We start from the raw sequence: 13,404 nt of genomic DNA on the forward strand, positions 1-13,404 counted from the left end.
GATCAATGCGGACTGCATCGACTATGGAGTCAGTCCGTAGAACCACTGAAAGCGCAGCACCGCAAGGGTTTTCGTGTTCTGCCTAAGGCTTGGGTCAGGGACCTGCGAGGCCAGGCAGTACCACCGGATCGGCGGTTCAGCGCGAATGGACGTGGAGCAGAACACGCCAGGTGGTGCCGTGGGGTGTGGAGTGGATGCGGACCAAGTCGGCGAGCTCGTTGACGAGGAACAGACCGCGGCCGCCGAAGCGATCCCGGACCGGCGGATGCCGCCCGATCAAGGGATCGGTCACGTGCCCGAAATCACGCAGGTCGAAGACGATGTCGTCGCCGTCGCGCCACAGCCGCCACCGGCACGGTCCCCCGGTATGGACGAGACTGTTGGTGACCAGCTCCGTCACGATCAATTCGAAATCGGCAATCCGTTCTTCGGCCAGGCCGAGCCGGCGGGCTTCGGCTGTGGCGGATCGCCGGGCGTCCGATACCTCGGCGGACGTGTCGACGGGGTGTTCCGTCACCTCGACCGGCACGACCAATTCCTCGTTGTATCGGCTGACCACGCTGTCCGGGTCGTATCGATCGCTGCGGTACCGACGGTGCGTCTCCCAGACCAGCGGGTGGGTCAGATACGCGTCGGCGAGTGCGTCGGGAGCGAGTCGCGTGGCGTCGTAGGGGCAGGCGATCGTCACGTCGCGACCGGCGAAGGCCGCGTTGATCAACGCCTCGTGCTGAGCGCAGGCGGGGTATTCGGTGGCGGTGCGCCCCTGCCAGATCGGCTCACCGATGATGCGCACGTGCCGGTCCGGATGCACATCGGCGAATCGCCGCAACACCCCGGGAATGATCCGGCCCGGATTCCGGCCGGCCTGCGCCATATCGATCCACGTCACGCCTTCCCCAGCGGATCCGACGGCATCACGTAATACTCGAAGCCGGAGGCCGGGAACTGCGACCGCTATCGGATGCTGCTGTTCCAGGCCCTCGGTGATGAACGGCGCGAGGGTAGCCAGGTAATCCTCGTCGGAGCGGTAGAACACGGCGGGGTGGACGAACTCACCTGCTCGCGGGCCCGTGCGGGTTGTCGACGTCATAGGAGCTGCTCCGCTCGCACGTTGGAAATATCGAGTAGCCGAATCACGCGATCGATACCGGACCACCGGGTGCGGATCACCAGATCCGCATCGCGCACCGCCGCCCAATCCGCCAGCCGAGTCAGGCCGACATGGTCGATGAATTCCAGGCCGGTGGCGTCGAGGACCACGTCGCCGCCCTCGGGCTTCACCTCGAATCGCTCCAATGTCGGCGCGAGGACCTCACGGGTGGACAGATCGAGTTCACCGGCGAGAGCGACGGTGTGGCTCGCCGACAGCGGAGCGTACAACCGGAACCCTGCTGCGCCGGCATCGGTGCACGGGTGCAGACAGGCCAGCTGGGCCAGCACCCCGGCCTCGACCGCCGACCGATCGTAACCACACAGTGCCGAGAACGGATGGCCGGCCATATAGCGGTCGATCAGATGTTCGTAGCGTGCGAGAACCGCCAGCCGAGTCGCAGTGCCGACCAGCGACGTGCAATCGGCCGCTACTCGCAGTCCTCGAAACCCGTCCGCCACGGCACGCTCGGTCGCCTCGGCGTGGGCCCGGACCTGGCCGGCCGGGTCCAGGACCTCGTCGGCGCCGTAGAGGTCCTCGAGCGATACGGCCTCGGCGCTGCCGTCCCGCAACGCCTCGCTCCAGCCCGCTAGCTCACGCAAGTCGTCGGCGATGTCGCCGACCGCGCCGGACCGGATATAGCGGACGCGACAACCGGCGTCCAGACCGTCGGCGAGGAACTCTGCGGCACGGTCCCTGAACTCCGCCAGCCCCGTATAAGCCCAGCACACATGGTCGCGCAGCCCCAAGCCACGCACATGCTGCAACCGAGCAGACCGTCTCACCGCGCCGAGTCTAACCGCGGCGTGTTCGACCGGTGCCCCGGGGCGACCGGGTCGATCCCCCGGCCTGCCCAGCACACCGCGCGTGCCGGCCATCGAATCGACCTGCCCGACAACATGACTGACGTCGGTGCCCCGGTCGACCGGGTCGCGGAGGATCAGCCGGATCGGTCTTCTCGGCTGAGTTTGGCATTGAGCTCACGCGCTTCGGCGAGCTGGTCTTCGAGGATGATGATCCGGCACGCCGCCTCGAGGGGGGTGCCCTGGTCGACGAGCTCACGGGCACGGGCGGCGATACGCAGCTGGTAGCGCGAGTAGCGGCGGTGCCCGCCGGCCGAGCGTTGCGGGGTGATCAGTTTCGCCTCGTCCAGGGTGCGCAGAAACGCCTGGGTGGTGCCGAGCATGTCCGCGGCCCGGCCCATCGTGTAGGCGGGGTAGTCGTCGTCGTCGAACTTCTCGTTCGCGGTGGGTGATTCAGAAATCCCGCGGCCTCCATACGCCGGAGCGCCCCGATGCCAGACGGCACCGGGGCGCTGAAAGGGGGAATGTACTTGCGTCTTCCGACATGTAACCGAAGCGTCGGCGATCACACGGACCAGACGTGCTTCCGAGTGACCCGACGGGCAACTCCTCCCTTCTCCTCACGGGTTACTTCAACTTTCCGTTCCACTTCATTTCTTGCCCGGCGGGCGGCGAGACCGTCGTACTTGCTGGTCCCGCAGCCGCGCCCGCCGTCTTCCCTCTCACGGGCAGTTCATCATCTCCCGTGCCATCTCGACACTTTCTTTCCTTACTACGAGACACAAGTTACCGCATCAATCGGCGAATGTCTACTGTCGTCACTGAAGATTTTTCCCTGGGTCGGCGAGCAGGGCCAGTCACCGGAGCTGAGCAATCGAGCCTGGCCGCCGAAGGCCTGATGTCATGGTTTCGTCATCGCGTCGTGGGGCATGTCACGCTCCGAGTGCGCGATGATCATCAGGGACTTCCGCCCATGACGCTGTAGCGGCAGGGCACCTCAATACCGGGCGAATCACAACGACGAGGGCGACCTACCGAGGAGATTTGAGGTGACAACTGTCGCCGAACGCGTGCAGCAACACATCGAGCGCGGCCATGCGGCGGATCTGCGGGAGGCCAGGCTGTTCTTGCGCGGGCCCGCGGCCGCCACCACCGACATCGCACTGTCGACCAGCGACTACCTGGCGCTGTCCGACGACAGTCGCATCACAACCGCCATGACCGAGTCCTTCCTCGCCCCCGACGAGGCGGATTCCGGCAGGCTGGCGCGGCGCCTGGCGCACTACACGCAGAGTGCGGCGGCGGTGGTGTGCCAATCCGGCTGGGCGGCGAACATCGGATTGTTGCAAGCCATTGCCGCGCCGGGCATTCCGATACACGTCGGCGAGAACACGCACATGTCCTGGCGGCAGGCTGCCCTCGCCGCGGCCGCGCCGCTACATATTTTCGGGGACAACGACCCTGCCCGGCTGGCCGCACAGATCCGCGCCCATGGTCCCGGCATCATCGCCGTCGACGCGATCGACAACACCACCGGCACGCGCAGCCCCCTGGCCGCGCTGTGCGACGTCGCCGAGGAGACCGGCTCCGTACTCGTCGTCGACGAATCGCACTCTCTCGGCGTCGACGGCCCGCACGGCGCCGGTGCGGTCGTCGGACTCGGCCTCGCGTCCCGGGTGCCGTTCCGCACCGCGAGTCTCGCCAAGGCCTTCGTCGGCCGGGCCGGACTGGTCACTGCACTCGACCGCGACTTCGCCCCCTATTTCGAGTCGGTGGCCCATCCCGCGATCTTCTCCTCGGCGTTGCGGTCCCACGACATCGCCGGGCTGATCGCCACTCTGGAGGTGATCCGGGCCGAGGACGGTCGCCGTACCCGGCTCCGCGACATCGCCCGCACCGTCCGAAAGGCCCTCGCCCACATAGGGTTCGACATGGCCGGGACCGACAGTCACATCGTTTCACTACCTACCGGCACCGAAGCCGGCGGCCGTGCCGTGCGCGCCATCCTGGAAGCACACGGCGTCCTCGGCGCTCCCTTCTGTCCGCCCGCGACCCCTCGGGGCAAGTCGCTGATTCGGCTGTCGCTGCATTCCGCGCTCACCGCCGAACAGATCGAACGCATCATCGCCGCATGCGCACAGGTCCACGCCGAATACCGCCGCTGACAGCGCCCCGCGCCGACCGTCACGAGTGCGAGCGCCGGATGCGCCACAGCACCGTGACACCGACACCGGCCCAGACAATTGCCAGTGCGGCAGCCAGGCCGGCACCGTAATCGCGGTCGAGCACAGTCGAATTCGCCACCGCACCCGCGCGTCCGATGACCGGAACGCTGACGATCGCCAGCACCACGGTGGCGACGACCCCGATGGTGACCGGCCCGCGCACGGAGCCGGGAATCAGATGCCGGCCCGAGACGCCCACGCCGGCCGACAGCGGCGCGAAGACGGCGTCGTGCAACACCAGCAGCCCTACCGACCACACCGCGATCGACTTCAGATCGGTCGTATTCATCTGCAGCACAAGGCTGATGCCGTAGCCCGCAGACGCCATACCCGCCGCGGCCAGCAGCACTCGCACGGCGTTCATCCGAGTGCCTCGATCGCCGACAGCCACTTGGTTTGCAGGACACCGGGCCGGTTGGGCGCGATCAGGCGGCAGGGGTAGCCATGATCCACATCCAGATCGGACCCGTTGAGTCGCAAGGCGACCAGGGTCGCGTCGTCGATCGCGAAGTTGTGCGGCAGGGTCGAACTATTATAGAGGCCAACCGATTCCAGCGATCGAAAGCCGACCGGGCCGCCGCGGTAGTCGCCCACGGCCGCGAGCAGGTCCCGGAGCCTGACACCGGTCCAGCGCGCCGACACGCTCCAGCCCTCCACACAGGAGATCGGCAGATCCACCGTGGTCTGCGGTAACCGCGCCAGCTCCGTTCGCGAGAATGTGCGGCACCCGCGTGCCACGCTCACCGCGAGTCGATACCCCGGATCCAGGGCTCGCTCGGTGACCGAAGCCTGTGTGGCGGTGCGGTTGACCGGTACGCCGAGCGGGCCCATGCCGCTTCGCGGCGCCAGCACCGAGAGCCGGCGCAGCCACGGCACCGACTGCCCGGCTACCGACAACCCCGCCAGCCCGGCCGACACGGCCGCCGCGCCGAGCACTGTTCGGCGCGAGACGGTCTGCTCCCCCGGCCGGCCCTCCGACCCCGAGCCGGACACCGCGGCACCGCCGAGGGCGGCCCGGACGGTCGGCAGTTTCACCGCCAGGTGGATCGCGAGCGCACCGAATGCGACGTAGGCCATCGCGTAATGCGTTGTGGTGAAGAAGAACCGCCACGCATAGAACTGAGCGATATTGAACAGCCCGGTCGCGAGCTGGAACAGCATCGCCGCGACGAGTACCGCGATCGAACCCCGTTCGGCCAGCCGCACCGGACCACCGATCGCGGGGCGGGCGAACAACCGCGGATATACCGACCACAGCTTCACCAGGACCAGTGGAATGGTGATCACGCCCGAGATCACGTGGGTTCCCTGAGTCACACGATAGAGCCATATCGGGTGAGCGGGCCACCGGAACCAGTCCGGCGGATGCTGAATCCAGTGGCTGATCAGACCTGTGACGAAACAGATCGTGACCGTCACAGCGATGGCGACGCCGATCCGCGCGGCCACGAACGGCGAGCGGGCCGGCGAGATGCGAGAACCGACCGCCGCCGGCAGAAGCAACCGGCGGTCGTGGTCGGTACTCATCGGCGCCGCGCCGCCGTGAGCGATTCGGCCGCCGCCGCGAACAATCCGCGGCACCCCGCGGCCACCTCGGCGATATCGGTGAACAGATCGACATCGTTGAGTTCGCGCAGCATCGCGACGCGGCAACCGTTGCGGGCCAACGCCTCTCGGGTGAGATCACCGGTTCGATCGGTGGACATCGGCACCTCCGCGAGTACTCGCGCCGCGCGCACATCACACAGGCCCAGTGCCCACCAGCCGCCGTCGGCCGCCGGCCCCAGCACCGCATCCGGGCCAGCCAGCAGCCGCGCCCCGCACTCGGCCAGCAGCGCCGGCCCGGCCTGGGGCGTGTCCATTCCGATCTGCAGGACGGGCAGCCCGAGACGAGCCGCGTCCGCGTGCGCGTTGGCCAACCGCACACCGAAACCGTCACCACGCTGCGGGACCACATCGAAATCGTGTAGTGCCGAACCGATTTCGCGGGCACGACAAGCCCGCTGCAAGTCGCCGGTCCACGCGACCACACCCCGCGCCGCCCCGCTGTCGCGGACCGCGGCCAGCGTGTCCAGAAGCGCGGCGGCGGCCAGATCCGCGGCCTCGGCCGGGGACAGCGGCGGAGTCAACCGGGTCTTGGCGAATCCGGCGACCGGCGCCTTCGCCACCACCAGCAGTGTCAACGGCAGAACTGTCATCGCACACTCCAGAAGTCGCGGGCGGCACGTACCGTCCCGAGTACCGAACCGGAAACCTTCGACACGCCGTGCGTGCGCGGGCGGTAGGTGACATCACGCTCGACGATCCGCCATCCGGCCCGCGCCGCCCCCGCCAGCAACGCCAGCGGATATCCCGACCGCGGATGTAACGGGCCCAGCGCCACCAACTCCGTGCGGCGAACCACTCGCATCGCGGCCAGATCGTGGACCGGCAACGCGTAGCGACGCCGCAGCCACTGCGCCAGTAGCCAATTACCGAGGCGTGCATGCCACGGCCAGGCGTCGCGGACCGGGCGGCGGCGCCCGGCCACCATGGTGACGCCGGGGCCCAGTTCGGCCACCAGCGATGGCAATTCGTCGGGCGCCATCGAACCGTCACCGTCGAGGACGGCCACCAGTTCGGTGGTCGCGGCCGCGATTCCCGCTTGTACGGCACTGCCGTAGCCGGGTACGGGCTCGACGACCACCGTCGCGCCCGCGGCACGCGCCACCGCGGCGGTGTCGTCGGTCGAACCGTTGTCCACCACGACCACTCGATATTCCGGGGGAACCGCCGACAGGACGCCCGGTAGCGCGCCCGCTTCGTTCCGGCAGGGGATCACCACGGTCAGATCTCTACTGGTTTCGACTGGGGTCACAGGGTCGACCGTAAGGCCGATCGCCGCGAAAAGGGCTGGTGACACAGGTGACGAAAGTATGACGACGCGATTGCGGCGGTGCCCGCTGGTGGCGTCGAGACCTACGGTGAACGGGTGAGCGATACCCGCAGCAGCACCGCATCGCAGACACGGCGAGTATCGGGCGTGCGCGCCGACATCCTCTGCGCGGCGGCAGCGGCGATCCTCGTCGCCGCCGCCTTCGTCGTCCCGAGGATCAGCACGCCGCACTATCGCGATTCCCTCTACGCCGCGGCGGCGCCCATCTTCGGCTCCTGGCTTCCGCACCTCGGATGGGGTACCGGGCCCGCGATCGTGCTCGCCGTCGCCGTCATCCTCTACGGCCCGAAGCTCGCCGCCGCGCTCCCCTGGCATCGTCTGCTGCTGGGCACCTGGGTGACCGCGCTCGCGTGGGCGTTCTCCCTCGCCATGGTCGACGGGTGGCAGCGCGGTTTCGCCGGCCGGCTCACCACGATGCACGAATATCTGCACGAGGTCGGCGGAGTGCACGACATCCCGGCGATGCTGCGCGGGTTCTCCGGCCGGATCCTGGACTATCAGCCCGACTCGTGGACCACCCACGTGTCCGGTCATCCGCCGGGCGCACTGCTGGTGTTCGTCTGGCTGGACCGGATCGGATTGGGCGGCGGCGCATGGGCTTCCACGCTGTGCGTTCTGGTCGGGTGCAGCGCGTCGGTGGCCGTGCTGGTGGCGATGCGGGCATTGGGCGCCGAAGACCGGGCGCGCACGGCCACACCATATCTCGCACTCGCTCCCGCGGCGATCTGGCTGGCGGTCTCCGCGGACGCGTTCTTCGCCGGAGTGACCGCCTGGGCGGTGGCCGCACTCGCGATCGGAGTGGGTGGCCCGCGGTCACGCCCGCTGATCCTGTTCGGCTCGGGGGTGCTGTTCGGGTTCGGCATCTACCTCAATTACGGGCTGGTCCTGATGGCCGTCCCGGCCGCCGCGGTGGCGCTGCTGCGCGGTGTGCGAGCGGTGTGGCCCGCGGTGCTCGGCGTGCTGGCGGTGATCGCGGCCTTCACCCTGTCCGGCTTCTGGTGGTTGGAGGGATATCACCTGGTGGTGCAGCGCTACTACCAGGGCATAGCGACGACGCGACCGGTGTCCTACTGGATCTGGGGCAATCTGGCGGCCACTGTGTGCGCGGTCGGATTGGCATCCGCGGCGGCGTTGCATCGACTGCCGGGTGCCCTGCGTGTGCCCGCACCGGCGGAGATTCGCGCCGCTCCGGCAACGGCGTTCGCGCGCTGGCGCACCCGCGCCGATCCGGCCGCGCTATTGGCCCTGGCGGCACTGAGCGGCTTGCTGCTCGCCGATCTCAGTGGCCTGAGCAAGGCCGAAACCGAGCGGATCTGGCTGCCGTTCGACATCTGGGTGATCGGCGCAACCGCCCTGTTGCCGGCGCGCACTGCTCGCGCTTGGCTGGCCGTTCAAGCGATCGGCACCCTGGTGCTGGCCCACCTCGTCCTCACGAATTGGTGAGCGCGATGCGCATTCTCGTCGCCGACGACGACCCCGTAGTGCGTGAGGTGGTCCGCCGCTACCTCGAACGCGACGGCATGGAGGTCACCGAGGCCGCCGACGGCGTGCAAGCCGAACGCGCCCTGACCGGCGGTGATATCGACCTGGCCGTTCTCGATGTGATGATGCCCGCGCCCGACGGCATCGCGTTGTGCCGGGCGGTGCGCGAGGGCGAGCGTCCCGAGACACCGATCATCATGCTCACCGCCCTCGGCGAGGAGGAAGACCGAGTACTCGGGCTGACCGCGGGCGCCGACGACTACCTGACGAAACCGTTCAGTCCGCGGGAGCTGGCGCTGCGAGTGGCGTCGGTGCTGCGCCGCACCCATGCGCCGCCACCGACGGCCGGCGTGCTGCGCAGTGGCGAGATCCGCGTGCGACCGGCCGCGCGGACCGTGGATGTCGCCGGACGGCCGGTCTCACTGACAGCGCGCGAATTCGACCTGTTGTGTTTTCTGCTGTCCCATCAGCAGCGCGTGTTCAGCCGTACGGAACTGCTGGCGCAGGTGTGGGGCTGGGATTTCGGCGACCAGTCGACGGTGACGGTGCACGTCAAACGTCTGCGTGCCAAACTCGGCGACACCCACCGGATCGAAACGGTGTGGGGGCGTGGCTACGCCTGGGGCGCCGGGACAGGAGTCGACCGTGCCGAATGATGTTGCCGGACTGATCGGATGGGCCCTGGCCGGATCGGTGCCGGTCGTGGCCCTCGGCGCGATGCTGCTGCGCGCCATGCGCAACCGGGCCCTCGGGCTGTCGATGGTGATTCTGGTGTTGATTCCGACGCTGGCCACCCTCTGCGGTTTCCTCGCGGTCAGCGGTCTGATGTTCACCGACGCGCTGGCCAAGATGTTGGTGGTCCTCGTCGTGGTCACCGCGGTGACGGTGCCCGCTGCGGTCGTGCTGGGCCGGGCGCAGGCGCGGCAACTGGTCTGGGAGAAACAGATGCTCGATCAGGAACGCGCCGCCGAGGCGTCGCGGCGTGAACTGGTGGCCTGGGTCAGCCACGATCTGCGCACCCCGCTGGCCGGGATCCGGGCGATGGGCGAGGCGCTGGCCGACGGGGTGGTCGACCGGCCCGGCGACGTCGAACGCTACGGCACGCAAGTCGTGCGCGAGACCACCCGATTGTCGGGCATGGTCGACGACCTGTTCGAGATGTCGAAGATCAACGCCGGGGCCCTGCGCCTGCACGTGGAACCACTGGATCTACGCGAACTCATCGACGAAGTGGTCGCCGCCAACGCACCGGCGGCCGCCCGCGCGGGAGTGAAACTCCGCGCCCTGCAACCCGATACGGCAATCACCGTCGCCGGCAGCGACCAGGCGCTGACCCGGGTGCTGACCAATCTCGTCGCCAATGCCGTTGCCCACACCCCGCCGAAGGGAGGCATCGACATCTCGGCCGGCACCGCGGACGGCAGTGCGTGGGTGCGCGTCGACGACAGTGGTCCCGGCATCGCCGAGGCGGACCTTTCCCGCATCTTCGAGGCCGGCTATCGCGGCACCGCCGCCCGTTCCCCGGCGGCCGAGGGCAGCGCTAGTGGTATGGGGCTGGCGATCGCCGCCGGTCTGCTGTCGGTCCAGCACGGTGAGATCACCGCATCGAACCGGGGCGACGGCGCCCGCTTCGAGATTCGGCTACCGCTACTGCTCGACGCTGCCGACGCTGTCACACCGGTCAGCAGTGCCGCCACTGCGGCGCTCCGACCCCGGCCGCTGCCCGTAAGGGCGCGGTGGCGAACTCGGTGAGACCCCGCGCGGGGTCGATCGCCGCGGTGAAGCCCAGCAGTTCACGTGCCCGATCCGGTCCGGCGACGATATGGCGCACATCGCCCGCACGGAATTCGCCGGTCACCACCGGCTCGGGACCACCGTGGGCGCGAGCGAGGATCGCTGCCACCGCGCCGATACTGATCGGCTGTCCCGAGGCGATGTTCAGCGCCGTGAACCCGTCCAACGGCTGTTCGACGGCCCGCAGGTTGGCGACGGCGATATCCCCGACATGCACGAAATCGCGCATCTGAGCACCGTCCTCGAAGACGCGTGGCGCCGAACCGGCCTCCAGCGCCGACCGGAAGATCGCGGCCACGCCGGAATACGGTGTGTCCTTGGGCATTTCGGGGCCATAGACGTTGTGATAGCGCAGCGCGGTCACCGTCGAGCCGGTGGCGGTGGCCCACGCCGCGGCATAGTTCTCCTGGGCGAGTTTGCTGGCGGCGTACAGGCTGCGCGGATCGAGTGGTGCGTCCTCGGGCACCGGCGCCCACCGCAGTGGTGCGCCGGTATCGGGGTGGCGATGATCGAATACGCCACGCTCGAGGTCCGCACGCCGCCGCGGCAACGGCGTTACCGCCACGGAATCGGCTGTGCGATAACACCCTTCGCCGTACACCACCATCGACGACGCCAGCACCAGCCGGCGGCAACCGGCCCGGTCCATCGCGGCCAGCAGTACCGCGGTCCCCAGATCGTTGTGACTGGCGTAGGCGGGCGCATCCTGCACAGTCACCCCCGCCCCCACCACCGCGGCTTGATGGCACACCACATCGATGCCCGGTAGCAAGCGGTCCAGCGCATCCTGATCGCGTACGTCGACGCGATGCAGGCCGTCCGGCGGCTGGGCCCGGTCGCCGTGCGCCGCGGTGAGCATCGCGTCGACCGCCACCACCTCGTGCCCCGCGTCGCTGAGCGCCCGCCACACATGAGATCCGATAAACCCGGCCGCGCCGGTCAGCAGAATCCGCATACCGAGATTGTGGCCACCCGCTCGGCGTGTCGCGGGTCCGCAGCGCCACAGGTAAGCAAACCGTCACATTCGCACGCCCTGACAACCCCGCCACCGGCCCGCGGCCCGGGGTGCCGGTCCTCAGTCGGGAACACTCTCACGGTGCGCGAGCCGTTCTCGTTGCGGGAACACGGTGTACTTGGGGTCTTCGGCGGATGTGACGCCGGCGTGGAAGATGCCGAAGCGGGTGCACGCCGAGCCCGCCAACGCGGCGGCACCACCGATGATCGCAGCGGTCCTCGAGCGATGGCCCCACACTCCCCCGGCCAGCGCACCGACCACCGATAATGCCTTGGCGGCGTTCATCATTCGTCCCGCCGTCCCCTGGTGCAGCGGCTCGGCCGATAAACCCATCCGGCGGCTCATCAGTTCGCCCGCCGTCAATTCCGTCGCCGCACCGAGGATCAGGGCCCGGCGCGCAGGTGCCGTCTCGCTCGTGGGCGAGGTGAGGACCGCCAGTCCGCCCGCCGCCGTGGCGGCCGAGCCGACGAAGAGAAACGGCATCTCGCGATACCCGTCGTGCCAGGTCGGCACCGCGGTGTCCGACATCAGCGCCGCGGTGTAGGAAGCGACGGCAGGGCCGACGAAGCCGGCACCGACGGTCGCGGCCCTGCCGACGCGGGGAAACCACCCGGTGACCTCCGTGGCCGCGGCGACTCCCGCCAGCGGACCGTAGGTGGCCAGAATCCAGGAACCGACGCTCATCGGCGAACTCGGCTTGAAGACCCGCAACATCCGAACGAATCGTTCCGGTCGGCCCAGATCGTGGACCAGCGCCACCAGCGAGGCGAGAATGGCGACCAGGCCGCCGATTTTGGTGGCGCGGGCCATCTTTCGACGCCCGGTCAGCTCCGCGCCCATCGCCAGGACCGACGATCCACCTGCCAGGCCACCGAGAAACAGGTAACCGGCGATGTCGCGTGCCTCCCACGTCGGCTTGTTGAGTATGGGCTTGCCGTAATAGGACTCGAAGTGCGCGTCGGGCACCATCTTCTTCTCGCCCCGGCCGCGCCCCCGCCGGCGGCGCGGCAACCGACCCACATCTCCGGTGACGGCCATCCGATCCGGCGGCGCGAAAGGATCCTGCGGAATGCCGGTCCGCCTCTCGTGCTCGCTCATCGCCGCCCCTTCACGAACGTCGCCGACAGGCCGGCGAGCATGCCCAACGCCGCGATACCGACATTGCGCCACATGGCCGGTAGATCACGGGTGGTGACGATCGGGTCCGGCGGCAGGCCGTACACCTCCGGTTTGTCGAGCAGCAGGAAGAACGCCCCGGTGCCACCCACCCCGTCATCGGGATCCTCGCCGTACAGCCGGGCATCCGTCACGCCGGCGTCGTGGAGTTGCCTCACGCGTTCTTCGGCGCGCTCGCGCAGCTGCGACAGTTCGCCGAACTGGATGGACTCGGTGGGACAGGTTTTGGCGCAGGCAGGCTCCATTCCGTCCCCGAGCCGGTCGTAGCACAGCGTGCACTTCCATACCCGGCCGTCGTCCTCGCGCTGGTCGATGACGCCGTACGGGCAGGCCGGCACGCAGTAGCCGCACCCGTTGCAGATGTCTTGCTGCACCACGACCGTTCCGAACTCGGTACGAAACAGCGCGCCGGTCGGGCAGACATCCAGGCATGCGGCGTGCGTGCAGTGTTTGCACACATCCGACGACATCAGCCAGCGGAACTCGCCCCGCTGCCCGTCACCGTCTCCCGGTTTGCTGGAACTCGGCATCCCGAGATCGACCACCTCGGCGGTATTCGCTTGCGCCGCAATCGGTTTGCGTTGTTCGACGAATGCGACGTGGCGCCAGGTGTCGGCGCCCAGCCCACCGGTGTTGTCGTAGGACATGCCGGTGAAGTTCAAGCCGTCGTCGGGAACATGGTTCCACTCCTTGCACGCCACCTCACAGGCTTTGCAGCCGATGCACACCGTGGTATCGGTGAAAAATCCCATCCGCGGCTGCCGGTCCGGGTAGCCACCGTCGTGCGGCGGGTCGTCGGCGGTCAGGTCTCGTTCGAAATCCAT

Annotated in this window: 14 protein-coding genes; 4 read left to right on the plus strand and 10 right to left on the minus strand. The window is 68.6% G+C overall.

Going from position 1 to position 13,404, the window contains the following annotated elements; all coding sequences use genetic code 11:
* Positions 1 to 136: 136 nt before the first annotated feature.
* The 3 genes from RJ03_RS31565 to RJ03_RS31575 form a co-directional block, all read right to left on the minus strand.
* Positions 137 to 1,090: an anti-sigma factor RsbA family regulatory protein gene (locus tag RJ03_RS31565; protein WP_051025502.1), complete on the minus strand. Its 954-nt coding sequence runs from the start codon at positions 1,088 to 1,090 to the stop codon at positions 137 to 139.
* Positions 1,087 to 1,935 carry an MEDS and STAS domain-containing protein gene (locus RJ03_RS31570; protein WP_218001044.1) on the minus strand — a complete coding sequence of 283 codons (849 nt, stop codon included), beginning with the start codon at positions 1,933 to 1,935 and terminating at the stop codon, positions 1,087 to 1,089. Before RJ03_RS31570 ends, RJ03_RS31565 begins: the two co-directional genes overlap by 4 nt.
* 155 nt (positions 1,936 to 2,090) lie before the next feature.
* On the minus strand, positions 2,091 to 2,354 hold the full coding sequence (locus tag RJ03_RS31575; protein ID WP_051025504.1) for a MerR family transcriptional regulator: 264 nt from the start codon (positions 2,352 to 2,354) through the stop codon (positions 2,091 to 2,093).
* A 648-nt stretch (positions 2,355 to 3,002) separates the two neighbouring features.
* On the opposite strand from RJ03_RS31575, the gene RJ03_RS31580 reads away from it, so the two are divergent.
* The gene (locus RJ03_RS31580) at positions 3,003 to 4,118 is read left to right on the plus strand and encodes an aminotransferase class I/II-fold pyridoxal phosphate-dependent enzyme (protein WP_157163558.1); all 1,116 of its coding nucleotides are present in this window, start codon (positions 3,003 to 3,005) and stop codon (positions 4,116 to 4,118) included.
* Positions 4,119 to 4,137: 19 nt separating this feature from the next.
* On the opposite strand, the gene RJ03_RS31585 is transcribed toward RJ03_RS31580, so the two are convergent.
* The 4 genes from RJ03_RS31585 to RJ03_RS31600 are packed head-to-tail and all read right to left on the minus strand — an operon-like array spanning position 4,138 to position 7,035.
* Positions 4,138 to 4,542 carry a hypothetical protein gene (locus RJ03_RS31585; RefSeq protein ID WP_051025507.1) on the minus strand — a complete coding sequence of 135 codons (405 nt, stop codon included), beginning with the start codon at positions 4,540 to 4,542 and terminating at the stop codon, positions 4,138 to 4,140.
* Entirely contained in the window at positions 4,539 to 5,705 is a 1,167-nt protein-coding gene (locus RJ03_RS31590; protein WP_083871483.1) for a molybdopterin-dependent oxidoreductase, read from the minus strand. Before RJ03_RS31590 ends, RJ03_RS31585 begins: the two co-directional genes overlap by 4 nt.
* Positions 5,702 to 6,376 (minus strand): TIGR04282 family arsenosugar biosynthesis glycosyltransferase, encoded by a 675-nt coding sequence (locus tag RJ03_RS31595; protein WP_036509713.1) that lies wholly within the window; start codon positions 6,374 to 6,376, stop codon positions 5,702 to 5,704. The genes RJ03_RS31590 and RJ03_RS31595 overlap by 4 nt, the downstream gene beginning before the upstream one ends.
* The gene (locus RJ03_RS31600) at positions 6,373 to 7,035 is read right to left on the minus strand and encodes a glycosyltransferase family 2 protein (RefSeq protein WP_036509715.1); all 663 of its coding nucleotides are present in this window, start codon (positions 7,033 to 7,035) and stop codon (positions 6,373 to 6,375) included. The genes RJ03_RS31595 and RJ03_RS31600 overlap by 4 nt, the downstream gene beginning before the upstream one ends.
* A gap of 114 nt (positions 7,036 to 7,149) precedes the next feature.
* Between RJ03_RS31600 and RJ03_RS31605 the strand changes: the two genes are divergently transcribed.
* The 3 genes from RJ03_RS31605 to RJ03_RS31615 are packed head-to-tail and all read left to right on the plus strand — an operon-like array spanning position 7,150 to position 10,347.
* On the plus strand, positions 7,150 to 8,556 hold the full coding sequence (locus RJ03_RS31605) for a hypothetical protein (RefSeq protein WP_373281740.1): 1,407 nt from the start codon (positions 7,150 to 7,152) through the stop codon (positions 8,554 to 8,556).
* A gap of 5 nt (positions 8,557 to 8,561) precedes the next feature.
* Entirely contained in the window at positions 8,562 to 9,251 is a 690-nt protein-coding gene (locus RJ03_RS31610) for a response regulator transcription factor (protein ID WP_036509768.1), read from the plus strand.
* Positions 9,241 to 10,347 carry a sensor histidine kinase gene (locus RJ03_RS31615; RefSeq protein ID WP_083871474.1) on the plus strand — a complete coding sequence of 369 codons (1,107 nt, stop codon included), beginning with the start codon at positions 9,241 to 9,243 and terminating at the stop codon, positions 10,345 to 10,347. Before RJ03_RS31610 ends, RJ03_RS31615 begins: the two co-directional genes overlap by 11 nt.
* Here the strand turns inward: RJ03_RS31615 and RJ03_RS31620 are convergent.
* From RJ03_RS31620 to RJ03_RS31630, 3 genes are all read right to left on the minus strand, one after another.
* Positions 10,277 to 11,344: an NAD-dependent epimerase/dehydratase family protein gene (locus RJ03_RS31620; RefSeq protein ID WP_036509717.1), complete on the minus strand. Its 1,068-nt coding sequence runs from the start codon at positions 11,342 to 11,344 to the stop codon at positions 10,277 to 10,279. The two genes, RJ03_RS31615 and RJ03_RS31620, sit on opposite strands and share 71 nt — an antisense overlap.
* 120 nt (positions 11,345 to 11,464) lie before the next feature.
* Positions 11,465 to 12,502, minus strand: a complete 1,038-nt coding sequence (gene nrfD, locus RJ03_RS31625) for an NrfD/PsrC family molybdoenzyme membrane anchor subunit (protein WP_036509719.1) — start codon at positions 12,500 to 12,502, stop codon at positions 11,465 to 11,467.
* Positions 12,499 to 13,404 (minus strand): 4Fe-4S dicluster domain-containing protein, encoded by a 906-nt coding sequence (locus tag RJ03_RS31630; protein ID WP_036509721.1) that lies wholly within the window; start codon positions 13,402 to 13,404, stop codon positions 12,499 to 12,501. Before RJ03_RS31630 ends, nrfD begins: the two co-directional genes overlap by 4 nt.

Origin of the sequence: Nocardia aobensis NBRC 100429 (assembly GCF_000308375.1) — a bacterium.
Classification (GTDB): Bacteria; Actinomycetota; Actinomycetes; order Mycobacteriales; family Mycobacteriaceae; genus Nocardia; species Nocardia aobensis.